The sequence below is a fragment of the Pseudoalteromonas sp. XMcav2-N genome (assembly GCF_024124545.1).
Taxonomy (GTDB): domain Bacteria; phylum Pseudomonadota; class Gammaproteobacteria; order Enterobacterales; family Alteromonadaceae; genus Pseudoalteromonas.
In genome coordinates this window covers 599,319-622,617 of sequence record NZ_JAMXSF010000001.1, presented here as the reverse complement: position 1 = coordinate 622,617, position 23,299 = coordinate 599,319, and the positions used below count along the sequence as shown (strand labels likewise).

The 23,299-nt window shown below is 46.9% G+C and carries 15 protein-coding genes; 12 read left to right on the top strand and 3 right to left on the bottom strand.

Annotated features, from left to right (window positions below):
• Nucleotides 1-121 precede the first annotated feature (121 nt).
• The 3 genes from rsmF (at nucleotide 122) to map (ending at nucleotide 3,019) form a co-directional block, all read left to right on the top strand.
• Nucleotides 122-1,561: a 16S rRNA (cytosine(1407)-C(5))-methyltransferase RsmF gene (gene rsmF / locus NH568_RS02530; protein WP_253044413.1), complete on the top strand. Its 1,440-nt coding sequence runs from the start codon at nucleotides 122-124 to the stop codon at nucleotides 1,559-1,561.
• Between the two features lie 464 nt (nucleotides 1,562-2,025).
• Nucleotides 2,026-2,238 (top strand): ParD-like family protein, encoded by a 213-nt coding sequence (locus NH568_RS02525; protein WP_253044412.1) that lies wholly within the window; start codon nucleotides 2,026-2,028, stop codon nucleotides 2,236-2,238.
• Nucleotides 2,213-3,019: a type I methionyl aminopeptidase gene (map, locus tag NH568_RS02520; protein ID WP_253044411.1), complete on the top strand. Its 807-nt coding sequence runs from the start codon at nucleotides 2,213-2,215 to the stop codon at nucleotides 3,017-3,019. Before NH568_RS02525 ends, map begins: the two co-directional genes overlap by 26 nt.
• Before the next feature lie 137 nt (nucleotides 3,020-3,156).
• On the opposite strand, the gene NH568_RS02515 is transcribed toward map, so the two are convergent.
• Complete coding sequence (locus NH568_RS02515; RefSeq protein WP_253044410.1) at nucleotides 3,157-3,405, bottom strand: YkgJ family cysteine cluster protein; 249 nt, start codon at nucleotides 3,403-3,405, stop codon at nucleotides 3,157-3,159.
• Between the two features lie 228 nt (nucleotides 3,406-3,633).
• Here NH568_RS02515 and NH568_RS02510 point away from each other — a divergent pair, with 228 nt between their 5' ends.
• The 4 genes from NH568_RS02510 (at nucleotide 3,634) to NH568_RS02495 (ending at nucleotide 11,097) form a co-directional block, all read left to right on the top strand.
• Entirely contained in the window at nucleotides 3,634-4,809 is a 1,176-nt protein-coding gene (locus tag NH568_RS02510) for an efflux RND transporter periplasmic adaptor subunit (protein ID WP_253044409.1), read from the top strand.
• Between the two features lie 3 nt (nucleotides 4,810-4,812).
• Nucleotides 4,813-7,956 (top strand): efflux RND transporter permease subunit, encoded by a 3,144-nt coding sequence (locus NH568_RS02505; protein WP_253044408.1) that lies wholly within the window; start codon nucleotides 4,813-4,815, stop codon nucleotides 7,954-7,956.
• A 198-nt stretch (nucleotides 7,957-8,154) separates the two neighbouring features.
• Nucleotides 8,155-10,497 (top strand): hypothetical protein, encoded by a 2,343-nt coding sequence (locus NH568_RS02500; RefSeq protein ID WP_253044407.1) that lies wholly within the window; start codon nucleotides 8,155-8,157, stop codon nucleotides 10,495-10,497.
• A 162-nt stretch (nucleotides 10,498-10,659) separates the two neighbouring features.
• Entirely contained in the window at nucleotides 10,660-11,097 is a 438-nt protein-coding gene (locus tag NH568_RS02495; RefSeq protein ID WP_049863006.1) for a hypothetical protein, read from the top strand.
• A 130-nt stretch (nucleotides 11,098-11,227) separates the two neighbouring features.
• On the opposite strand, the gene NH568_RS02490 is transcribed toward NH568_RS02495, so the two are convergent.
• Nucleotides 11,228-13,492: an acyl-CoA dehydrogenase gene (locus NH568_RS02490; RefSeq protein ID WP_253044406.1), complete on the bottom strand. Its 2,265-nt coding sequence runs from the start codon at nucleotides 13,490-13,492 to the stop codon at nucleotides 11,228-11,230.
• A 148-nt stretch (nucleotides 13,493-13,640) separates the two neighbouring features.
• Here NH568_RS02490 and NH568_RS02485 point away from each other — a divergent pair, with 148 nt between their 5' ends.
• The 5 genes from NH568_RS02485 to NH568_RS02465 all read left to right on the top strand — a co-directional run bounded on the left by NH568_RS02485 (nucleotide 13,641) and on the right by NH568_RS02465 (nucleotide 21,885).
• Entirely contained in the window at nucleotides 13,641-15,452 is a 1,812-nt protein-coding gene (locus NH568_RS02485; RefSeq protein WP_253044514.1) for a M2 family metallopeptidase, read from the top strand.
• 128 nt (nucleotides 15,453-15,580) lie between these two features.
• Nucleotides 15,581-16,390: an ABC transporter permease subunit gene (locus NH568_RS02480; RefSeq protein WP_253044405.1), complete on the top strand. Its 810-nt coding sequence runs from the start codon at nucleotides 15,581-15,583 to the stop codon at nucleotides 16,388-16,390.
• Nucleotides 16,387-17,304 (top strand): ABC transporter ATP-binding protein, encoded by a 918-nt coding sequence (locus NH568_RS02475; protein WP_253044404.1) that lies wholly within the window; start codon nucleotides 16,387-16,389, stop codon nucleotides 17,302-17,304. The genes NH568_RS02480 and NH568_RS02475 overlap by 4 nt, the downstream gene beginning before the upstream one ends.
• Nucleotides 17,305-17,563: 259 nt before the next feature.
• Nucleotides 17,564-18,055 (top strand): phosphoglycerate mutase family protein, encoded by a 492-nt coding sequence (locus tag NH568_RS02470; RefSeq protein ID WP_253044403.1) that lies wholly within the window; start codon nucleotides 17,564-17,566, stop codon nucleotides 18,053-18,055.
• Nucleotides 18,056-18,255: 200 nt separating this feature from the next.
• Complete coding sequence (locus tag NH568_RS02465; RefSeq protein WP_253044402.1) at nucleotides 18,256-21,885, top strand: VCBS repeat-containing protein; 3,630 nt, start codon at nucleotides 18,256-18,258, stop codon at nucleotides 21,883-21,885.
• A 373-nt stretch (nucleotides 21,886-22,258) separates the two neighbouring features.
• Here NH568_RS02465 and sohB read toward each other — a convergent pair whose 3' ends face one another.
• A complete protein-coding gene (gene sohB, locus NH568_RS02460) occupies nucleotides 22,259-23,272 on the bottom strand; it encodes a protease SohB (protein WP_253044401.1) in 1,014 nt (337 codons plus the stop codon).
• Between the last annotated feature and the right edge of the window lie 27 nt (nucleotides 23,273-23,299).

Here is a 23,299-nt window from a genome sequence, read left to right as displayed (position 1 = left end):
TTCAAGACAAATAGGCTAGTACATCCTCGCAACAAAGAATATAGCCTGTAGAGATGAGCCTATCCCCGTGTGGTGTCAATTAGTGATAAACTAGTCACATAAAGTGCAAGAGATAATGACTTTGGACAATAAAACTTATATTCCCGATGAATTTATTGATGATGTCGCCAGCTACATACCTGCGCATCTGACTATGGACGATTTCATCGCCAGCTGCCGCAAAGGCTTAAGACGTGCGATTCGTGTCAATACGCTGAAAATGTCACAACAAGAATTTGAACATCAGGCTGCACAACTGCACTGGCAAATTGAGCCTATCCCCTGGTGTGAACACGGCTACTGGCTGACCCGCCCTGATGAAGAAGAAAAGAACCTGCCTATCGGCAATACAGCGCTGCACCTTAGCGGCTGTATTTATGTTCAGGAGGCAAGCTCCATGCTACCTCCTATGGCACTGGCCACATCGCTGACACCCGGAGACACTGTGCTGGATATGGCGGCAGCGCCAGGGTCAAAAACATCCCAGCTGGCCGCTTTAATGGATAACCAGGGAATACTGATCGCTAATGAGCTTTCCTCATCCCGACTGAAAACACTGGCAGCTACCCTCAAACGCATGGGCGTTGCAAACTGTGCACTGTCGCATTTTGATGGTCAGGTGTTTGGTGATTACATGTATGAAAGTTTTGACCATATCTTACTCGATGCGCCTTGCTCTGGAGAAGGCACGGTCCGTAAAGACCCTGACGCATTTAAAAACTGGTCGCTGGCATCCAATCAGGAGATTGCGGAGGTACAAAAAACACTGATCCACAGTGCTTTTATGGCACTTAAGCCAGGTGGAACCTTAGTGTATTCGACCTGTACCCTGACCCCCCTGGAAAACCAGCAGATCTGTGATCATCTGCTCGACACCTTCGCAGGAGATATCGAGATCATATCACTCCATGACCTGTTCCCCGAGGCCAATAAAGCAGCGACTGAGCAAGGTTATCTGCATGTGTGGCCACAGATCTACGACAGTGAAGGCTTTTTCATCGCCAAATTCAAAAAAACAGGCAGTGTTGTGCATTCACAACAAAAGAAAAAGAAAGGGCAATTCCCTTTTTCATCCTGCGCCAAGAAAGACTTACAAGCATTTGAGACCAGTATCAAGCAACAGTTTGGGATCACAGCCCTGCCCGGCCAACTGATGGGCCGGGATAAAGAGCTATGGTTGTTTCCACAAGATATGGAAAAGCTTCAGGAAAAGATAAAATACTCACGCATAGGTATCAAAGTCGCCACGACTCACAAAAATGGCGTAAAACTGGAGCATGAGTTTGCAACTTGTCTGGGTCACCTGGCAACCAACAATACCTTCGCACTGAATGCCAGTCAGGCAAAAGCTTACTTTCAGGGACAGGATATTCGTCTTGACACTGTGGGTCCTGCCCAAGGTGAGGTGGTACTTACGCTATGTGGTGCACCTGTCGGGCTTGGCAAATGGCAGAAGGCTAAAATCAAGAACAAGCTTCCGCGGGATTTAGTCCTAAATGGCCAGTTGATAACTTGGGTATAACCTGAACAAAAGGTTTTGATAATTTTAAGACGATTCGTTCATATGAAATTAATGCATTGTTTTTATTGAAATAATTAATATTTCAAATGTTTGTAAATTTTATGAAGCCTTAGCTACACTTAAATGACTTTCTACTTCTCCCTTGTAATTAGAAGGTGTTTTTAAGTTAGCGCACGGCTCCGAATTTGAGCCTTTCCCTAAGCCCGACTCACACAGAGTCGGGCGTTTTTTTATCTGTACGATTGTACAAAAATGACTGTTCGTTACACTCGGAATTGCGTCTACCACAACGCGCTCTAACACCAGCTGCTTCTTATCTCACTATCCACCCTATGAGCTCGGTGCTGACATTAAGCTCAACCTGCTTTTCATCTGTCACAATCAGAACCACAAAGAATAGTATTGCGTCTTTGCTTAATATCATTATATGATTTATATACGAAACATATACACAATGAATAACCATGGGTATCGTTAAAATTTCAGACGAAATACACGAAGAGCTGCGACAGGCAAGTCAGGTTATGTCCCGCTCTATCAATGCACAAGCTGAGTTCTGGATCAAAATGGGTCGGCTGGCAGAACTGAATCCCGACAAGACCTTTGCACAAATAATCAAACAGCAGCTTAATCACGCAAGGAGTGACACCATTGACTCAGGTCACGATCAAAAATAAGGCAGCGATCGCGCAAATGCGCGAATCCGGTGCGCTGTTAGCACAAGTATTTAAAGCCCTGGATGAGCAAGTAAAACCCGGCGTGACAACGCTACAACTGGATGAGTTTGTTGAACATTATATAGTGGACGTATTGGGAGCTATACCTGCAAGCAAAGGGCAATATGGTTACCCCTACTCCATTAACACATCGGTGAATGAAGTCGTCTGCCATGGTATGCCCAGTGCACGTCACATCATAAGCGAACAGGACATTCTGAACGTAGACATCACTCTCAAGCACCAAGGTTATATCGCAGACTCCAGTAAAATGTATGTGATGCCGAGCGCCAGTGACGCGGCACGGGCGTTGGTGAACGACACCGTCACCGCACTTTGGCGTGGGATCAATCAGGTGAAACCCGGTGCTACCCTGGGCGATATTGGCTATGCGATTGGGGACTTCGCCCGGCTTAAGGGCTTAAGTGTCGTGCGGGAATATTGCGGCCACGGAATTGGTATGGAGATGCATGAGGCGCCAGAGGTGTTGCATTTCGGACGACCGGGCACTGGGATGAAGCTTGTTCCTGGCATGACATTCACCATTGAACCTATGCTCAATCAGGGAAGTCACAAAGTTAAGACACTCAAAGATGGCTGGACCGTAGTGACACGAGATCGCGCACTGTCGGCTCAGGCAGAGCACACTATTCTGGTGACGCCCGGCGGATGCGATGTTCTGACCCTAAGAGAAGAAGAAAATGTAGCGGATTTGTTAGCCAATATCAGTCAAACCAATTAAACCTCAGCCCAGAGGCAATTGAGTGCTGGCCATTACATATGAAAAACTTGCTGATTTTGGTCTAAGAAGAGAACATTTATTGCAGTTAGCTAGAGAGCTAGTCTCTAGTGTGTATTATCTGCTCATGCTGATTGGTGCTAAGTACATTGCTCAAGCTCAGTAATAAGCCACATAGCATGCGCGTTATCCGTACCACAGACATCTTCGCAGGGCACGAAGTCACCACATACTTTGGGCCGACGAGGATCGCCAAATAATTTACACAAGTTGTTATCATTTAGTTGTACACAGCGCTCTCCCGCAGGTTTGCCCTGCGGCATCCCTGGGATTGGCGAACTGATACTTGGTGCAATACAACAGGCTCCACAGCCTAAACGACACTCCATCTGACCCTTCACAATTTAGTTTTGGTAAATAATAAAGCGCATCATTATACGACAACTCATCAACGAAAACACTAAGGTCATTATCTTGCCAGACGTAAGCAAGCTGACATCCTTGCAATGCCTTGTTACACAATTTGAAATGTTTAAAACACCCAGACACATCTGTTCGCGTATCCTTAATCAGGTTAGAGAAATCGATTCAACCGTTATTGATGGAAGGAATAACTCGTGGCTAGTAAAAAACAAATCCTATTACCCGTTGCGGTGCTCGTAGGTGGCTTGGCTACCGCTTTTGCATTTTCAGCAATGAAGCAACCGCCCGAAGAAAAACCCGAAAAAGTCATTCATCCATTGGTTGAAGTCCAGCCAATTGATATGGCTCCCATGCAATTGATGGTGGACTCATACGGGCTCGTTGCTCCTAAATACAGTACCGAGCTGGTCGCTCAGGTCAGTGGGCAGCTTATTGCACTGTCAGACAAATTCGTCAAAGGCGGCTTTGTGCAACAAGGAGAAACCCTGGCTCGCATTGACCCCAATGACTATGAGGCAGCGCTGATAGAGGCCGAGGCCAGTCTGGCTCAGGCGCATTCTGCGCTGGAAATCGAACAGGCTCAGGCACATGTTGCAAAAACAGAGTGGCAACGTATTAAAGACAATGCGCAATCGACGATCCCTTCTGAGCTTTATTTGCGCAAACCACAGTTGGCAGAAAAACTGGCACGTTTCAAAGCAGCTCAGGCCAGTGTTAAACGAGCAAAACGTAACCTTGAGCGTACCTATATCAAAGCCCCTTATGACGCAATTATTACCAGCCGTTCTTTAAGTCTGGGCAGTGTTGTCAACCCAGGTAGTACCTTGGGTGTCCTGAATGCAACATCAGTAGCAGAAATCCGTTTGCCCGTTGCAGACCATGAACTTAGGTACCTGAATAACAATGGCATTGATGCTGCGGTAACTTTATCTGCAAAAGTGGCTGGACAACCCGTTTCCTGGCAAGGAAAAATCGTACGTAGCGAAGGCGTTGTTGATAACAAAAGCCGGATGACTTATCTGGTTGCTCAGGTGAATGCGCCTTATCAGGATCAGGCACAGCCGCTGCGCTTTGGCACTTACCTGACAGCGCAAATTCAGGGGATCTCCGTGGCTAACGCAATGCGTATTCCCCGTCATCTGATCCACGAAGGGAAAGTTGCGTTGCTCGACAACAACCAGCAGCTTACCTTTAAGCCCATTTCTGTTATCCGTGAAGTCGACGGATATGCGATAGCGACTGAGGGCCTGACTGACGGTCAGCAATTGATCACATCCGCACTGGAATACCCTTCGGAGGGAATGCAACTGCGTCTTGACTCATCGCCTGTCATTGCACCAGATACACAACTGGCACTGAAGGAGGAGTAACCTATGGAAGGCTCTCGCGAAAAAGGCTTAATTGCCTGGTTTGCTCGCAACCCAGTTGCAGCCAACCTGTTGATGATTTTTATTCTGGTGGGTGGTTTACTCAGCGCCTTTACTATCCGCAAGCAAATGTTTCCCCAGTTTGAGAATAACTGGTTGAGTGTGCAGGCTGTCTACCCAGGGGCTGCGCCACAGGAAGTGGAAGAAGGGATCACCATCAAAGTAGAGGAATCCATGGAAGGGCTGGAAGGCATCAAGCGCCTGATCACCTATTCCAACCGCGGATTCTCACAAACCTGGATCGAAGTCGAAGAAAAGTATGATCCACAGGAAGTGCTGGATGAAGTAAAAATGCAGGTTGACTCCATTTCGACCTTCCCGGCCGGGATGGAACGACCTATCGTTCGCCGTGATAAGTTTGAGCAGGAAGTGATGTGGCTGTCACTCAATGGTGAGATGAATTTCCACCAGCTAAAACAACTGGGGAATGAAATACACGATGAGATGCTTGCCCTGCCGGGCGTAAACCTGGTCGACTTTAATGGCGGCCTGAACTACGAGATCAGTATCGAAATCAGTCCAGATCGCCTGCGTGAGTATGGCCTGACATTCAGAGATATTTCTGAAGCTGTTAAAAACTTTTCAGCAAACATGTCCGCCGGACAGATCCGCTCTGACAATGGCTATATTTCTATGCGGGTTGAAAATCAGGCCTACCGTGGGCATGAGTTTGAACAGCTCCCTTTACTGACACTTGCAGATGGCGCGCAAATTAAATTAGGCGATGTTGCGAAAGTCACCGACGGCTTTGAGGAAGGCTTGCTTTACTCTCGCTATAACGGCAGAAATTCACTGGTATTCGAGGTTCGGGCGTCAAAAGATCAAGATATCACCAAAGTCGCTCAGGTCATGAAAACTTACCTGGCTGATAAAGCAACCCAACTGCCCCAGGGCGTTGAGTTGGAGCCCTTTATTGATTTGACTTACTATCTCGAAGGCCGCCTTAACATGATGATAGAAAACATGATGTGGGGTGGTATTCTGGTTATGCTAATGTTGGCTTTGTTCTTACGCGTCCGCTTAGCTTTCTGGGTCATGATGGGCCTGCCAGTATCATTTTTGGGTGCGTTCTTATTTATGCCAATGGGCATGCTGGACGTCACAATTAACCTTGCCTCTCTATTTGCCTTTATTCTGGTGCTTGGCATCGTCGTTGATGACGCGATTGTTGTCGGTGAGTCCGCTCATGCCGAGATTGAGAAACACGGCCATAGTCTGGATAATGTGGTTCGGGGTGTTAAACGCGTTGCAATCCCAGCCACATTTGGCGTACTGACCACGGTCGCGGCGTTTTTACCTCAGACTTTTGCAACGGGTCCGGCGGCTGCATTTTCTAAGGCCATCGGCGGCGTCATCATTTTATGCCTGCTGTTCTCTTTGGTTGAGTCTAAACTGATCCTGCCAGCACACCTTGCAGCCATGAAGGACCGCCCCGACAATCCCAAAAATCCTTTACATCGCGTCAGAGCACTCATTGATGGTGCATTGAAAAACTTCATTGAAAATCTCTATCGCCCGTTTATAGAAAAATGTATTCATTACCGATACACAGTGATTGTGGCATTTTTGTCTATCATCATTGTGAGTGGCGGTATGTTTGCAGGCGGCCTGGTTAAGTTCGTTGCAAACCCGAAAATCCCCCATGACTTCCCTCGCATCACAATTGATATGAACCTGTCATCTTCCGAATCAGCAACACTGGCTACAGCTAAAAAAGTTGAGCAGGTAATTCTGGATGTTGAGAAACAGCTTGAGGCTGAATATGGCACTAAGATGATCAAAGATCTGTCTGTGAACCTGCGCGGGCGTACTACGGCATCTATCATGGCTATTCTGGTTGAACCCCACAAACGCCCAATCGATACCTTTGAGCTCAGTGCTTTATGGCGTGAAAATATGCCCCCCCTGCCAGGTGTGAAGTCGCTAAACATTCAGGACAGCATTATGAATGGCGGACGGGATGACGGCGATATCAGCTTCCGCCTGGAGGGTAAAGATAAAGAAACTTTACAGGAAGTAGCGGGCAAACTTAAAGAGAAACTACGTACCATTGCAGGGGTCGGTGATGTCAATGATTCTATGCAATCGAGTACCGAAGAAGTACAACTCGAGCTTAAACCTCTGGCCTACAGCATGGGGCTGACACTGGCTGATGTTGCCTCTCAGGTAAACTTCAGTTACTACGGTCTGGAAGCACAGCGTATACTGCGCCGTGGTGAAGAAATCAAAGTGATGATCCGCTACCCACAAGAGCAGCGTAACACAATCAGCGATATTCAGGCGGTCAGGATCATTACGCCAAGTAGCGCAGAAGTACCGCTTGGAGAAATCGCCGATATCCACCTGGTCGAAGGGGTTAACCGGATCCGTCGTGAAAATGCTAAACGTACCATCAATGTCTGGGCGTCCGTTGACACAGATCAGGCTGAACCATTCAAAATAGCTGAAGAGATCCGTGATGAATACCTGCCATCACTACTTCAGAACTACCCGGGTGTCAGCAGTAGTGTTGCAGGTCGTATTCAGGAAGAAATGGACAGTGTAGCCGAGCAAATTCGTGATTTTGCTTTATCATTAATGATTATTTTTGCACTGCTGGCTATCCCCTTACGTTCTTACTCTCAGCCGATACTGATCATGTCTGTGATCCCATTCGGCGTAGTTGGCGCAGTATTTGGCCATATGGTACTGGGCATGACCATGAGTAGCCTGTCATTCTTTGGCATCATTGCTGTCGCAGGTGTGGTCGTCAATGACTCTCTGGTGATGGTTGACTTTGTGAATAAGGCACGTGAGCAAGGTATGACCATTAAAGAAGCCGTAGTTGAGGCTGGGTGCAGACGTTTCAGAGCAATTTTACTGACGTCACTGACCACATTTATAGGCCTGGTCCCTATTCTTCTGGAAACCAGTCTGCAAGCTCAAATAGTTATACCCATGGCTGTTTCGTTGGCTTTTGGCGTGTTGTTCGCAACGGTGATTACGTTAATTCTGATCCCCTGCCAATACGTCGCGCTGGAAGATCTTAAGCGCCTGATAAAGCGCTTCAAAAAACAGCCAACAAGCACAGAGGTATTGCAACAAAACTAGCAATCACGATTCATAGTTCTACCCAACCAACTAAGCCCAGTATTACACTGGGCTTTTATTTTCACGTCATTTGGCTGCAAATTCGTTTAAATTTATCGTTCGTTTAAAATACACAATTTCACAAATAAACGTTTCCAAAATCACACCACTCTGGTGTACTCTGCTGTTCGAAATAAAAACGCAATAAAGGAATGAAAAATGCGAAACTACCTACTGCTCTCTACCTTTGGGATCCTCGCTGCCTGTGGCGGCTCTTCCGGAGGTGACCAAGCCCCGGCTTCAGATCGCGCCCAAACAAACGTAAATCAAGCGCCCTTGGTCAGCTTAACAGGTAACACACTCATTAATGCTGGTGACACATTGTCTCTTACCACCTCAGTATCGGACCCAGAGAATGATACTGTGACGGGGGAATGGACAAGCTCACTGCCTGGTGTGAAGTTCGTCACAGCAAGCAACACCTTACATCATGTCATCTTCCCGGACGTCAGTAAGCAAACTGAGGTCACCTTGACCTATACGGTGACAGACAGCCACGAAAACCAGGTCAGCAAAAATTGGCAAGTCACTGTTATGCCAAAATCAACAGCTGGATACATAGAACTTGCCGACACCCTGACACTGTACAGTGGAGGGCATGCTTCCATCACAGCTGTGTTTGCGATGAACTCTGATATCGAAAAAGTTGTTTGGCGCACCGATGGCTTTGAACTGGCCAATCAGACAACCCAATCGGGTTTTGATACCCGCGCAGGGGAAAGTACCTTTAGTTTCGAACTACCTGAAATCACTCAAACACAGCACTTTGACATTATATTCGAAATTACAACCAGTGACGAAGTCATCACCAAAACCATCAAAGCCACACTGGCACCAGAATCTGAACCATCACTCAGTGTCAGCCTGCCTGAGCAGGTTGTTGTGAATGAAAAAAATTCGCTGACAATCCAGGCAACAACAGTCAATACAGATGACATAATCAGCTATGAGTGGCAATGGCAGGGTACACCTCAGCCTTCTCAACAAACTCAGGGCAAAGCTGCCTATACTTTTAGCGCCCCAGAAGTAAGTGAAAACCAGACTTTTACCCTGCTGCTCACGGTGACGATGAAGGGCAACATCAAAAAAACGGCTGAGACATCCGTTGTGGTGCAAAACGTCACCGACTTGCAGGGCCTTGAGCTCACCATGGACCGCTCGCTCGCGGTGCCGGGACAAACAATCACAGTGCATTCCAATTTAACGAATTTCGATGATGTTGAAAGTGTTTCATGGAATATTACTAACTTTAGAGATGACCTACTGGAAAAATCGAACGATAAACTCGTGATTACCATCCCGGACGAAGACATCATTCAAACTTCTCCACAAATTGAGTACAAAGTGAAGCTCAAAAATGGTACTGAACGATCCACCTATGCTTATTTCACCTATGTAAACAGAACAGCAGCTGAAACCCTGATGATAGTCAGAGACCCCGGCGAATTTTCCATTTATCCGGACGTCCCAGCCACGTTAGACCTGGCATTTAATGGCCACGTTGATATCGAAGAAGTCTTAGTCTCAAGCAGTGATTACGACCCCTATGATACCCTTCAAACGATTCATACGGGTCAGAATTTAACGCTGAACCTGCATAAGAAAACGATTACCCGAAAAGGCCTGGCTGTCATCAAGATCACAGCTAAAGCCGGTGATATTGTGCGTGAAAGTACACTCCTTGGCACGGCTCATGACGCCATCGTCGTCCCCTATGCAGGCGTAGAAGAGACCTATGTAATGGGTAGCGAAGCACAGGTCTTTGGACAGGTTTTCCACCTGAATAATAAACCAGGCATGCCGAGTCACTGGCAGGCACAGAATACAGATGATAATGTAACCATTAAGCAGGTGTCTGATACCAGTGCCTCTATCAAATACAATGGTGAAACAGAAGGCACGCTGACGTTTGAATTTCACGCCACAGATGAGCATGACAAGAGCGACTATAGTGATGTCAAACTGAGATATGAAAACAACTACATTGTCCGAGGGGATGACTATGTTTGCAAAGTGACGGGTGGTAAATTTGAATCTTGTCGTGAAATACTGGGTCAAACACTCCCCCTGGATGCGCCTGTTGAACTCAAGCAAATGATCACTAAAGGCGACTATGCCTGCTTGCTTGGCAATTATGGTGCTGTCGTTTGTAATGCTAAGGGCGATAATCCAGTGAAAAACGTACCTGCACAATTGCTTGCAACAAAACTTAACGCCGTCGACGCAAACAATGTATGTGCTCAGCTAAGCGATGCCAGCTGGCAGTGTTGGGGTAGTCGAGGCACCGAGCTGACGGATCTACTTGCGGAAAATGCAACCGTACATAAAGTGCTGGCAAACGGGGCCCTCACCTGTCTGGTTAGTAACAAAGACATCAAGTGTTATGACGGTGACACGCAAACCAAGCTAATCGAAAACGTATTACCGCAAGACCTGTTGCTCTACACCAGAGAAATTTGCTACCGAACACGTCGCGGGACTCTAAAATGCGACATTGAGTAAGTTATCTTTCAAACAGTTGCGGTAAAATACCGCAACTGTTTATCACTAGCCTCTTATCTGTTGTGATTCCCGGCATATCACGCCGTATTTTACCAGCCTGTACTTTACAAAAGCCCGATTAGAAGACAAACTAAAGTCATAATCACCTTAATCACTACTAATATGAAATTACTACTTACTTTTTCAACTGTAATCCTATTGATGTTGTCCGGCTGTGGTGATGATGATGCGGCTCGTGGAGATAAAAATACCCCGGGATATGCAGCTACGGTTTTTTTTGACGCACTGTACAATAAGAAAGACATGGAACTGGCGCTAAGTCGCTCCACCCCTCGTATGGGCAGGATTATGCGCTCATACGGCACGCCATCTCAGTTTGCCAGGAATCTGGTAAACATGCAGTACGATCAGGTGACCATAGAGGTGGATATGACCAACCAGAGCCTGCGAGAACAATATGGTAACGAAGCCAGGATCAACCTGATTTTCACCGGCATGTTACATGGAGAGCAGGTTGACGACATGCGCAGCGTTCAACTTATCAGGCGCAAGGGCGAGTGGTACGTTGATAAAATTAATGCAGACCCTTTTGCCCGTTAACTCAGTACTTCAACTTAATTTCGCTATCAAGTGGTAACAGCTTCATTTGTGTGAGTCCAACAAAGGCGGCCCACACAAAAAAACTCAGTAATGACATAGTCTGGTTACCACACAGCTAAATACAAATACATCAGGCGTTTTCATCCACACTCAAAGCCTTGCGACTCAATCGAAACCAATCGACCAGTAATTCGCGTTCTTCTTCATTGAGAACACACTCAGCGACTGCCATCGCAAGTTGTTCATCGGTGCTTAAAGCCAGCAAATTTGTTTGATGAGCTTTCTGCCAACGTTCAAACTTATGTAACCCTTGCTCACATTTTGGAAACAACTTAAACGCCTGCTCTAGTGCATCCAGCCCGGCATGTCCAGAAGTACAGCACAAACTGCTAACGCGGGCAAGAGTCAGTTTATTGCGATACAAGCTGTCACACAACTCAATCACGAGCTTATCCGAAGGCCCCGAAAAACCACTACCAAAAGGCATAAACCACCTTCTTGCAATTGTTTTAAGTCCATCTGGTGCAAAGTTGTCAACAAAGCCCTTACAGGCCTGCTCAAACGCACTCAGGTGATAGCGCATTGCGTAATGCAACAGAGGTAAATCGCTACACTGTCGACCATCATCCTCAAACTTTTTCAGTGCACAAGAACCCAGGTAGAGGTGACTTAGCATATCCCCTAATCGGGCTGAACGCATTTCTTGTAGCTTTAACTTGCCGCCGAGTACAAGCATCGCAAGATCACTGTGAATCGCTAAGATTTGGCTATACCAGGTTAAAGTCTTATAGTACCTCGCAACCTCGCCGCCAACGGGTGAAGTTGAAAAGAAACCTAAGGTCAGCCCATTAAAAGACGCTTTAAGAAAAGTTTTACAACTGTGTGCCAGATGATCTGTCAAAACTTTATCGAACTGGTACAACGCTATTTCCGCATCTTGTTCTTGTACTGCCGCCATTTCTTTCAACACATAAGGGTGACAACGGGTCGCCCCCTGACCAAAAATCATCAGGTTACGCGTCAAGATATTTGCCCCTTCAACCGTAATGCTAATTGGCATCCCCTGATAATGCAGAGCCAGATAGTTCAGGGGGCCTCTTTGAATCGCCTTGCCGCCATGTAAGTCCATTGCATCATTGACACTTATCCGTGCCATTTCAGTAAGGTGGTACTTGGCAATTGCCGTAATAACTGCCGGGCTCTTATTCAAATCAATCGCCAAAGCAGTATTTTGCCGCGTCGCTTCTATGCTGTAACTCAGCCCGGCAATTCGGGCTAAGACTGACTGAACTCCTTCAAATCGACACAAAGGTTGTTTGAACTGTCGCCTTACACTGCAATACGCCGTCGTTGCTCTGGCGCTCAGTTGTGCTGTACCGGCACTCAACGCAGGTAAAGAGATACCCCGCCCTGCGCTCAGACAAGCCACCAACATACGCCACCCTTTTCCTATGCCCTCTTGCTCGCCGATGACCCAGTCTAGCGGAATAAACACCCCCTGCCCCTCAGTCGTGCCGTTCATGAACGCCAGACCCATAGGATCATGCCTGGGGCCAACCTTAACACCTTCATGGTCAGTCGGTATCAGAGCACAGGTAATACCTAATTCACTTTGTTCAGACAGCAAGTGGTCGGGATCGTATACTTTAAAAGCCAGTCCCAATACGGTCGCCACGGGTGCTAACGTAATATAACGCTTTTGCCAACTCACCTTGAGACCTAAGGTCATTTCGCCATTGAATTCTTGCTTACACACAACAGCAAAATCCGTGATCCCCCCAGCATCGGATCCCGCCTCGAGCGATGTGAGTGCAAAACAAGGCAAGGCGGAACCATCGGCAAGCCTGGGCAACCAGCTCTGCTGTTGCTGCGCTGTACCGAAATGAAGTAGCAGCTCAGCAGGCCCAAGGCTGTTGGGCACCATCACAGTCACTGCCGCCGATAAACTTCGGGTCGCAATTTGCGCGACAATGGCCGAATTTGCCTGAGCACTGAACGCTTTCCCACCAAATTTTTCGGGAATGATAAAAGAAAAAAAGCCTTTTTCTTTCAAAAACTGCCAAACATCTGGCGACAAGTCGCCAGCAGCGCAGATCTGACTTTCATCCAACATCGTCATGAGTTCAGCCAGCTCATGCTCGATAAAGTCCCGCTCCCGTTCGCTCAGTGCAGGTTTACCCGTTTGTAACCAGTGCGACCAGTTTGGTTTGCCACTGAACAAACTGGCGTCCCACCAGGTATCCCCGGCTTCCATCGCTTCGCGCTCGGTTTGTGACAATTGTGGGAGCGCACGCTTGAAGTACGCCATGGCCGGGCCCGACACGACTTTCAGCCTGACTTCCTTGATATAAAAAATGAAACACACTGCAATAATGACGAGTATCAGTAACCACATGGTATGAGCACCTTCCAGTTAATGGCGCTTTAAGTATGGAACAAATGCTACTTATCTCAATATTTTTACACCGCTTGTCTGGTGTGAATTGTCGCATTCATTCGACACTGGTATCATCAACATTCTAATAACGATAATTGGAACAATGATGGCACTACAATTCAAACTCAGCCTGGGCGCCTTAGTGGTTGCCGGGGCACTCTCTCTGAGTGGATGTAACTCAACAACCAGTTCAACCTTAACGGAAAAAGACGCGGAAGCGTTTCTGACCAAAGCAGAAAAAGAGCTCCAGGATTTAAGCTATCGCAGTGCACGTTCAGCCTGGATCTACGCTAACTTTATCACCGAAGATACCGCGTCACTGGCAGCCGATGTTAGTCAGGAATACACCGAAAAGCTGGTTGCACTGGCTAATGAAGCTGCAAAGTTTGATGAGCTGGAGCTGAGCTATGATAACCGTCGCAAACTGGATAAGCTTAAACTGAACCTGACTTTACCAGCCCCTAAAGACGCAGAAAAAACAGCCGATCTCGCTAAGCTATCTGCTGAGCTTGACGGCATGTACGGTAAGGGAAAGTATTGTAAAGACGGCAAATGCATGAGCCTGGGTGACATGACCTCCAAAATGGCTAACAGTCGTAACTACGAAGAACTGTTGGATATCTGGCAAGGTTGGCGCCAGGTCTCTCCACAAATGCGCCCGCTTTATAAAGATCTCGTATCTTTAGCAAATGAAGGGGCACAGGAACTAGGGTATCGTGATACGGGAGCCATGTGGCGCAGCAAGTACGATATGCCTGCTGATGACTTTGCCAAAGAACTAGATCGTATCTGGGGCCAGGTCAAACCACTTTATGACTCGCTGCACTGTCATGTACGTGCCAAGTTAGGCGAAAAATATGGTGAAGATAAAGTCCCTCAGGATCAGCCTATTCCGGCTCACCTGCTAGGCAATATGTGGGCCCAGCAATGGGGCAACATCTATGACCTGGTTGCGCCTGAAAACGCTGATCCAGGTTATGATGTGACCGAATTGCTTGAAAAGCACAATTACGACGAAATTAAAATGGTTAAAGGTGCAGAGAAGTTCTTTACTTCGATGGGCTTTGAACCACTGCCTGAAACATTTTGGACACGCTCATTGTTCACCAAACCACAGGATCGTGACGTACAGTGTCACGCTTCTGCCTGGAACCTGGATAATAAAGACGACCTGCGTATCAAGATGTGTATCCAGCGCACTGGTGAAGAATTTTCTGTGATCCACCACGAGTTAGGACACAACTTCTATCAACGCGCTTATAACAAGCTACCACTGTACTATCAGGAAAGTGCCAACGACGGCTTCCATGAAGCAATCGGTGATACGATTGCCCTGTCGGTTACACCTGGCTACCTGAAAGAAATTGGCCTGTTGGAACAAGTCCCTGACGAGTCAAAAGACATTGGTCTGCTGATGAAGATGGCACTGGACAAAATTGCCTTCATTCCTTTTGGTCTGCTAGTTGACCAATGGCGCTGGAAAGTATACTCAGGTGAGATCAGCCCGGCTGAATATAATAAAGCCTGGTGGGAATTACGTGAGAAATATCAGGGTCTTCAGGCGCCAGTTACGCGTACTGAAAACGACTTTGATCCAGGTGCAAAATACCACGTACCGGGTAATGTCCCTTACACACGTTACTTCCTGGCGCATATTCTGCAATTTGAATTCCACAAAGCATTGTGCGAAATTTCAGGTAACAAAGAGGCCATTCACCGCTGCTCTGTTTACAACTCAAAAGAAGCTGGCGAGCGCCTGAATGCGATGCTCGAAATGGGTAGCAGCCGTCCATGGCAGGAAGCGCTGGAAAGCGTCACTGGTAGCCAGCAAATGGATGCCACCGCTATCCTGGATTACTTTGCACCACTTCAGACCTATCTGGATGAGCAAAACAAAAACCGCCAGTGCGGTTGGTAATCCGTTAGCTTAAACACTTTTAAAAGGAGCCAATCGGCTCCTTTTTTAAACGCGCCACACTCTGAAACAATTCTCAGCTTTTCCAATCACTCACTTATGCGTTAAGGTATCGGCAAAAGGAGTGCACTATGTCACTAAAAAGAATCATGTTATTAAGTCAGTTTGAACTGACGCGCTTGTTTGCCACAAAACGTGGCTGGCTGGCACTGGCGGCTTTCATTATGGTGTGGCTGATGATCTTACGCTACCCAATCTATCATTCGGTTTCAGTACTAAATAGCCCCGAGTTTTCCGATATTGCCGTTCAAATAGCCGGCTCAGTGGGATTATATTCGCTCGCACGCTGGCCCGAGGCAGAACTGTCGGTCTACTGGATCATAGCTTTGTTCAGTTTTCCGGTTTTTACCTTATTCGTCAGCGCTGATCAGACCGTAGAAGACAGCAAGCGTGGTACGCTCAGATTTTTGACATTACGGGCCACTCGCAGTGAAATCATGCTCGGTCGATTTGCAGGGCAGGCGCTCATTCTACTGGCATTAATCCTGGCCTCAGCCCTTGCAACCTGGGTCCTTATGCTAACACGAGACACTGCGCTGGCGTTCAGTGGACTCGGTAAATTGACCTCAATTATCGCGTTTCTGGTGCTGACCACACTACCCTTTATCGCCCTGATGAGTTTACTCAACCTGCTGGCAAGCTCTGCACGTCTGAGTATCATCTATGCCAGTTTGTTATTCACGGTAGGAAACTTATTGATTGGATATCTGGTATCTCACATTGAACTGGCTGACTGGTTATATTATCTGCTGCCCGGAGTGCATATCAGTAGTATTGCGCCCTGGTACAATATCGATTGGCACGCCATTGTGATACCCCTGCTGCAATCTTTGGCACTACTTAGCGCCGCATACTGGCTAATGAAAAGGAAAGACCTATGAGTACGTCAACGTCATTCGTCATTGAAGTCAACGAACTGACCAAGCACTTTGGCAGCAAGTGTGCGCTGGATAAAGTGAGCTTCACCATAGATCAGGGCCATACCATTGCATTGGTTGGTCCCAATGGAGCAGGCAAAACCACACTGTTTAGTATCTTGTGCGGCTTTTTAAGAGCCGACTCAGGGGCCGTTCGCGTATTGGGCCACACACCCGGCGATAGCTCCTTGTTTGGTGTACTCAGTGCTTTGCCACAGGATGCTCAACTTGATCCGCGTTTTTCAGTGGGTAAGCAGTTAACGTTTTATGGCCAGTTACAGGGCTTAAGTCGTGCACAAGCTCAGCATGAGACTGCACGGGTCCTCGAACAAGTCGATCTCAGCAATCAAATCAATGCAAAGGCCTCAGAGCTGTCCCACGGTATGAGAAAACGCATCTGTATTGCGCAAGCTTTGATTGGGAAGCCTAGAATTGTACTATTGGACGAAGCAACGGCGGGTCTGGATCCCATCAATGCTAAAGCGATCAGAACATTGGTCGCCGATTTGAGCAAAGACATGACGTTTATACTGAGCTCTCATGACCTGAGCGAACTGGAACGCCTGTGCGATACAGTCCTGTATTTGGAGCAAGGAAAACTCACCAGTCACCAGAGATACGGACAAAATGGCTCAGACACCGCATACTTAACCCTGCAAGTGAAGCAACCAGACAGCCAGATGCAGTCACATATTGCCCGGCTAGACGGTGTGAAACACGTTCGTCAGTCACAGCCTGATGAGTTTGTCATTGAATACGATACTCACCAAGTAGCATTGGATATCGCGCTGCTTGAACTTTGCCATCATCACGGTTGGGTATATAAACAGTTGATCAACGGCAATACACTCGAAAACCAGCTGTTTGCTACACCATAGGCTACACTAGAAAAAGTGATATCAATTTGCTTAATTAAGTGTTCTGTTTTGAGGCGAGCAAATAGGGTCGATAACACCGCTCTCGCATCCTGCTGGCGCTGAGGCACCTGCGTCCATATAGGCGAGGCAAAAATTTGTGACCTATATCTAAGGTATAGGTTCTAAATGAGAAGTTTTTAACACAGTTAGCGTCGTATTTGCTCCGTCAAATTGAACAAGCTATTAAGTGAAATTGGGTTTATATGCAGTCAGGGCTTCTATGAATAAAACTCTCAGACTTATTCGCCATGCTAAATCGAGCTGGCAGGAGCCGACGCTGCACGATATTGACCGCCCCCTCAGGCCTAAGGGTGTTCGTCGCACCCAGGCACTTGCCCGGCAACTGGGTCCTCTGCCTGATTCGCATGTCTTTACCAGCCGGGCAAAACGTGCCCACGACACTGCTCGCATACTACATACCCAGTGTAATATGACTAAACCGATTGAAATAATTCAGGCGCTCTATACCTTTGACGCACACGACCTGATGGACTGCCTGCACCTGTTACCTGATGAATGTAATGACGTTACTGTGGTTTGCCACAACCCGGCTATAACGAGCCTGATTAATCACCTGAATACGGTCCAGTTTGACAACATAGTCACAGCAGGTTATGTCGAGTTGCAGGTAACAGTATCGAAGTGGCATAAACTGGCAGCAGACACAGTTTCTTTACAGCAAGTAATCTTTCGCCCTGAACTATCAGATTAAGCATAAAACCTTCATGACAGTCTTGTAGTACCTCGGACCCGTCGACGTCCCAACAGAACTTAGAGCCGTTATGCCTTACCCAACGAATACTCCACTACCAGAACTCCCTTCCAATTAAACTTGTACACATTTAGATTCCACGCTCAAATCTGTTAGAATATCGCCGATTTATAAAACCATAAAACAGGGACAGCAAAAATATGAACAAATTCAAAGTTACTCCTCTAACGATAGCCTTAACGGCCATACTTTCCGGTTGCGGCGGTGGCAGCGGCGATGGTAATCAAACCCAGACTGAACAACAAAAAATAGAAAATGAATCAATCAGAGTCCTGGACGACCCATCGGGTAAATCTATTGCTGAGCTATCACAAGCAGCTTCAGCGCTGATAAGTAACAGATACAAAGGAGCAACAACGCCAGCCAAGCTGGATGATGAATTGCTGAGAAAAGGGTTTATACATCTGTTTGATGGTTCAACCGCCGGGTTCTCAGACATGGATATGCCTTATTTACAGAATCACGTTTCCAGTGATGGGTCAATTAGCGGTACTTCTCAGTGCCCCACATCCGGTCAGGTTAGCTATCAGGGTAAAGTTGACGGACAAGGCAATGGTGCCGTGCTGGCAAAGTTCTCGAACTGTGTCACGTACAATGAGAATGAAAAAATCGATGGTTCCGTCACCGTCGCTATCGCTTCTAATTCGGGTGCCAATGGTGAAGTGGCAATGCTGTTTAACAATTTGACCAGTTCAAGTACAGAGCAACAAATCAAATTAACCGGTAGCTTCATCACTTCTTCAGGTTATGACACTGCCACTGGACAAAATACAAGTAGCATCAAACAGCATATCCTGGTCGAAGTGGATGGTAGCAATCAAATAGTTTCAGAGCTCACGGTCAGCGAGAGTAATTACAATAACCACATGGATTACCATGAAAACTTGCAGCTCGAAGGTACTCTGACGTTCAGTAATGAGGGCGTGTTGACCCTGGCCGGAAAAGAAATGTACGGCTATTCACCTAATTTCCAAGAAGGTGAACTGCGTTTTGAAGGGAGTGATAAAAATATAACCCTGGATTTCAACTACTCAAATACTGCTTATTATGAAGACAGCAATAAAGATGGTCAGTATGATCTGGGCACATACCTTACCAATATGGAGCAGTTTGTCTCTGCTAAACTGGGTGAAATAACACCTGTGGCACTCGATTTAATGTCCCTGCCGCCAATTGCGTACTCCCCAGAGCGAAACTATAGCGATGTATATTTCGCAACCAGTCCCATCAGTGTCGAGAATGGCTATTACGAAGATCCTGATACGGCTATGGATCAATTGGAAGTCAGTTTTCGTTGGTACCTTAATGGCCAAATTATTGAAGGACAAACATCCAATACGCTCCCTGCAGGTATTGCCGTTTTTGGAGATACGCTCGAAGTCGCCATGGTCGTTTCAGATTCAGCGAATGTCGTTTTAAGCCCTACATTAAGCCTGGAACTTCAAGATTCTCCTGCTCAACTGACGCTAGAGGGACTAGATGGAGCGATTGCAGCAGGGCAAACAGTATCATTTACTCCCGTTCTTTCAGATCCTGACAAACCAAACGATACGTCAGTAACTCAGCTTATTTCGGCACCAGACGGCGCAACTATGAATGACGATGGCGTGATAACCTGGACTGCCCCTGAGGATACGCTCTTCTCTTCACAGGAGTACTATTTTTCATTCTCTACGCCTGGAGAGGACAGTGAGCAAGGTTCCATTGTTACTGAAAAAGTCAGGGTGACAACCAATAAAGCACTGCCCATCGCTCGCTCCGGAATAGAGGTCCCTTCGGGACAGAGAAATATCGTGATTGCCGACTTTGACGGAGACAATAAAAACGACATACTGACAACAGATAACAACTGGCGCATTATGTTGCTGGAACAACAAAATGAAGAGGCCAAGCAAAAGTGGCTCTATCCGTACAAGCTACCCACAAATGGAAAAGTGGTGCAAATCGCCGCTGCAAATACGGATGCGGACAGTGAAAGTGAAATAATTGTTATCACTGAATCCGGCGTGAGCCTGATTAATGACCTCAACAGTGAAGCTGTCAGCATTTTTACCTCTGAGACAAAAATCTCTGCCGGTACCGTTCAAGATACCGATGGCGATGGCATCGTTGAAATTGCATTGCTTCACGGTGAAGGCTATTACGGTGATGCAGCGTCACTCAGCGTTTTCAGTCTTAAGGACACCACGAAAATGTTGTTTGAGACAGCGCTTAATGACACAAAAACAGTACACTTTGCCAATCTGGATGACGATAACCAGCTTGAACTGATACTCAACTCAGGACTTATTTATGATACTAAAGACTGGCAGAATCAATGGGCAATGGGCACGACGTTTTACAGTGGCCTGATGACCACTGGAGACTTCAATGGAGATGGTTCGCAAGAATTAGCTGGTATAAGAGATGGACTGGCGTTGTACTCACCTGAGACTAAATCGCTGTTAGCAACTCACTCTTTATATAGCGGCGGAACCTGCTCGATCGCTGCTGCGAATCTGGACAATGATGCAGATGATGAATTATTAGTGGGTGATTGTCAGTGGGGTAATATTCACGCATATGACGTGACAGCGGATAATACGATCTCGGAGTTATGGTCAATTGATATGGTCGATCATGGCTCAACCTCCTTGACCGCAGGTGACAGTGATAATGATGGTAAGCTGGAGCTGCTCTGGGGCAGCGGTCTGAGCCATAGCGGAGCAGATATGCTGGTCACAGCCGATATAGACGATGCAACACCCACAGTGCGTAAAGATGCGATTGCGACGCAATTGGATTCCTACGTTCCGGCCGGCTGGTCAAGTCTTGATCAAGCATCGGATAGTGCCATCTTCTTTGTTCCCAGAACAAATTCAGGTTATGACAACAGCCGTGTGTTGACAATGGATACAACTGGTAACTACGGCTTGTCAGCGCCAATTTCCAGCAACTGGCACTATGACGCATCTGTGCATGCAGCAGATTTTTATCAAAACGGCGTTGCCCAGCTACTGCTACCGACAACGGAAGTATATTCCACAAGCCTGGCTGTAATGGACATCAAAACTGAAACAGTATCCTACCAGCTGAATATCGATTCAGGCGCATCGCTGAAGCGCGTTACAGGGGCAGATGCTAATGGCGATAACATCCCGGATGCCATTTATAGTACTTCTCGTAGCGTGGAGTTTGTTGATGTATACAACGAGTCATTAATTGCAAGTTACAACACATCATCATACAACCTGTCTGACTTTAGCGCACATTATGGTGAAGCGCTTAATCTGGCAGTCGCTGAGGATACGCTCAAACTGCTTAAATCAAATGGCAACAGCTTTGAACAGCTAAGCTTCGTCGATCAAAGTTGCAACCGTATTGCATTTTTTAACTATGACCAGGACCCCGAGCAAGAGCTGCTGTGCCTGCAAGTGTCTGAACACTATTATCAAGTGCATACTGCAACGATCTACATATATGAGATTGTTAACAATGTTCTGCAGCAGGTTCATCAGCGGAGCCTCAATATGCAGGTCAAAGATATTATGGTATCTCCAACCCGGACAACCTCACAAGAGCTCATTCTGGTAACACAAAACGGCAACAACCATTGGGATTCTGAAGTCTCATCACAGATCTTCTACACTGATTCCAAAGGTAATCCTTTATGGTCAAGTCCGGCATTACCGGGGGTAGTGTCAGACAATGCGATTAAAGCCCGACAAGATAGTAAAGGGAAGCTGAACCTGCTCCTGTCTACTTCAGCGGCCATGTACCAGATACACTAGCTACACTAGCCTGTTTACAGTGCCTCCGGTTCCAGGAGGCACTGTCTAAAGTCATTCTCTCAGTTGTGCAATGAAGTGCACATAATACCAATCCGTATTAAAACCAATTTGCACCAAACCCTGTGATCCAGATCTGACGCTGAAGAAGTCATACCAATTTGTTTAATTAAGTGTTCTATTTTGAGGCGAGAAAATAGGGTCGATAACATCGCTACCGCGTCCTGCTATCGCTGAGGCACCTACATCCATGTAGGCGAGGAAAAAATTTGCGAACTTATACCTTAGGCAAAGGTTCTAAATAAGAAATTTTTAACGCCGTCAGCGTCATATTTGCTCCTTCAAATTGAACAGGTATTAACTGAAATTGGTATCACTAGTAACTTGATTTTTGCCACTTCGAAAACAGCCGCATTGCCCCTTTCTCCAGGCTCAGGCTTAATCCTACACCCAGCTTTTCTGCCAGTGGCTTCTTAAGTTTGAAGCGCACCTGGTAGAGCTGATGTGCATTATTCAGATCCAGCAATATGTCATCACTGGTACGCAGTTCATCTACCAGAGCAAACTCATAAGCATGGCTGGCCAGCCAGTGCTCACCAGTCGCCACCTTGTCTATGTCCATGTTGGGGCGGTTGTCACTGACGAAGCGCTTGAACAGGCCATGGGTATGCTCAACTTCCTCACGAAACTTTTCGCGTCCTTTGTCCGTGTTCTCCCCAAACAGAGTCAGGGTCCGCTTGAACTCACCAGCCGTAATCTGCTCATAGTCGATGTCGTTCTTTTTCAGCAACTTATTGAAGTTTGGCATCTGGGCAATTACCCCAATAGAACCGACAATGGCAAAGGGTGCGGCAACAATTTTATCCGCCACACAGGCCATCATATAGCCACCACTGGCGGCAATTTTATCTACGCACACTGTCAGTGGCAGGCCAGCATCTTTTACACGTTGAAGCTGAGAAGCTGCCAGTCCGTACCCATGTACAACCCCGCCTCCACTTTCCAGATTCACCACCACCTGATCCTGTTTAGTATCAGCAATGGTCAGAATCGCAGTGATTTCCTCTCTGAGGTTTTCCACTTCATGGGCATCCATGCTGCCGCAAAATTCAACCACAAAGACCCGCTTTTGTGTATCATCGGACTGCTCCGACTCAGCCTTTTTTTGTTGCTTGACATGAGATTTGAGCGCTTTTTTATCCAGTGTTTGCGCCAGAAACTGCTCTTTCGCTTCGTCCAGACGCTTTGACAGATCCGTCAGCTCGATTTCACCTGATTGAGACTTTGGTTTATGGCTTGCAGCAACAATCATCGCGATGATTGCGCCAAGCGCAGCGACCAGTGTCACGGCCTTGGCCAAAAATAATCCATACTCGTATAAAAATGCCAACTTTCTACTCCTGAAATTTAAGTAAAA

Excerpts from the sequence above, each read along its gene's own strand:
- NH568_RS02525 (WP_253044412.1), top strand. The coding sequence starts at position 2,026 with ATGGGTATCGTTAAAATTTCAGACGAAATACACGAAGAGCTGCGACAG.
- NH568_RS02515 (WP_253044410.1), bottom strand. The coding sequence starts at position 3,405 with ATGGAGTGTCGTTTAGGCTGTGGAGCCTGTTGTATTGCACCAAGTATC.
- NH568_RS02505 (WP_253044408.1), top strand. The coding sequence starts at position 4,813 with ATGGAAGGCTCTCGCGAAAAAGGCTTAATTGCCTGGTTTGCTCGCAAC.
- NH568_RS02500 (WP_253044407.1), top strand. The coding sequence starts at position 8,155 with ATGCGAAACTACCTACTGCTCTCTACCTTTGGGATCCTCGCTGCCTGT.
- NH568_RS02495 (WP_049863006.1), top strand. The coding sequence starts at position 10,660 with ATGAAATTACTACTTACTTTTTCAACTGTAATCCTATTGATGTTGTCC.
- NH568_RS02490 (WP_253044406.1), bottom strand. The coding sequence starts at position 13,492 with ATGTGGTTACTGATACTCGTCATTATTGCAGTGTGTTTCATTTTTTAT.
- NH568_RS02485 (WP_253044514.1), top strand. The coding sequence starts at position 13,641 with ATGGCACTACAATTCAAACTCAGCCTGGGCGCCTTAGTGGTTGCCGGG.
- NH568_RS02480 (WP_253044405.1), top strand. The coding sequence starts at position 15,581 with ATGTCACTAAAAAGAATCATGTTATTAAGTCAGTTTGAACTGACGCGC.
- NH568_RS02475 (WP_253044404.1), top strand. The coding sequence starts at position 16,387 with ATGAGTACGTCAACGTCATTCGTCATTGAAGTCAACGAACTGACCAAG.
- NH568_RS02470 (WP_253044403.1), top strand. The coding sequence starts at position 17,564 with ATGAATAAAACTCTCAGACTTATTCGCCATGCTAAATCGAGCTGGCAG.
- NH568_RS02465 (WP_253044402.1), top strand. The coding sequence starts at position 18,256 with ATGAACAAATTCAAAGTTACTCCTCTAACGATAGCCTTAACGGCCATA.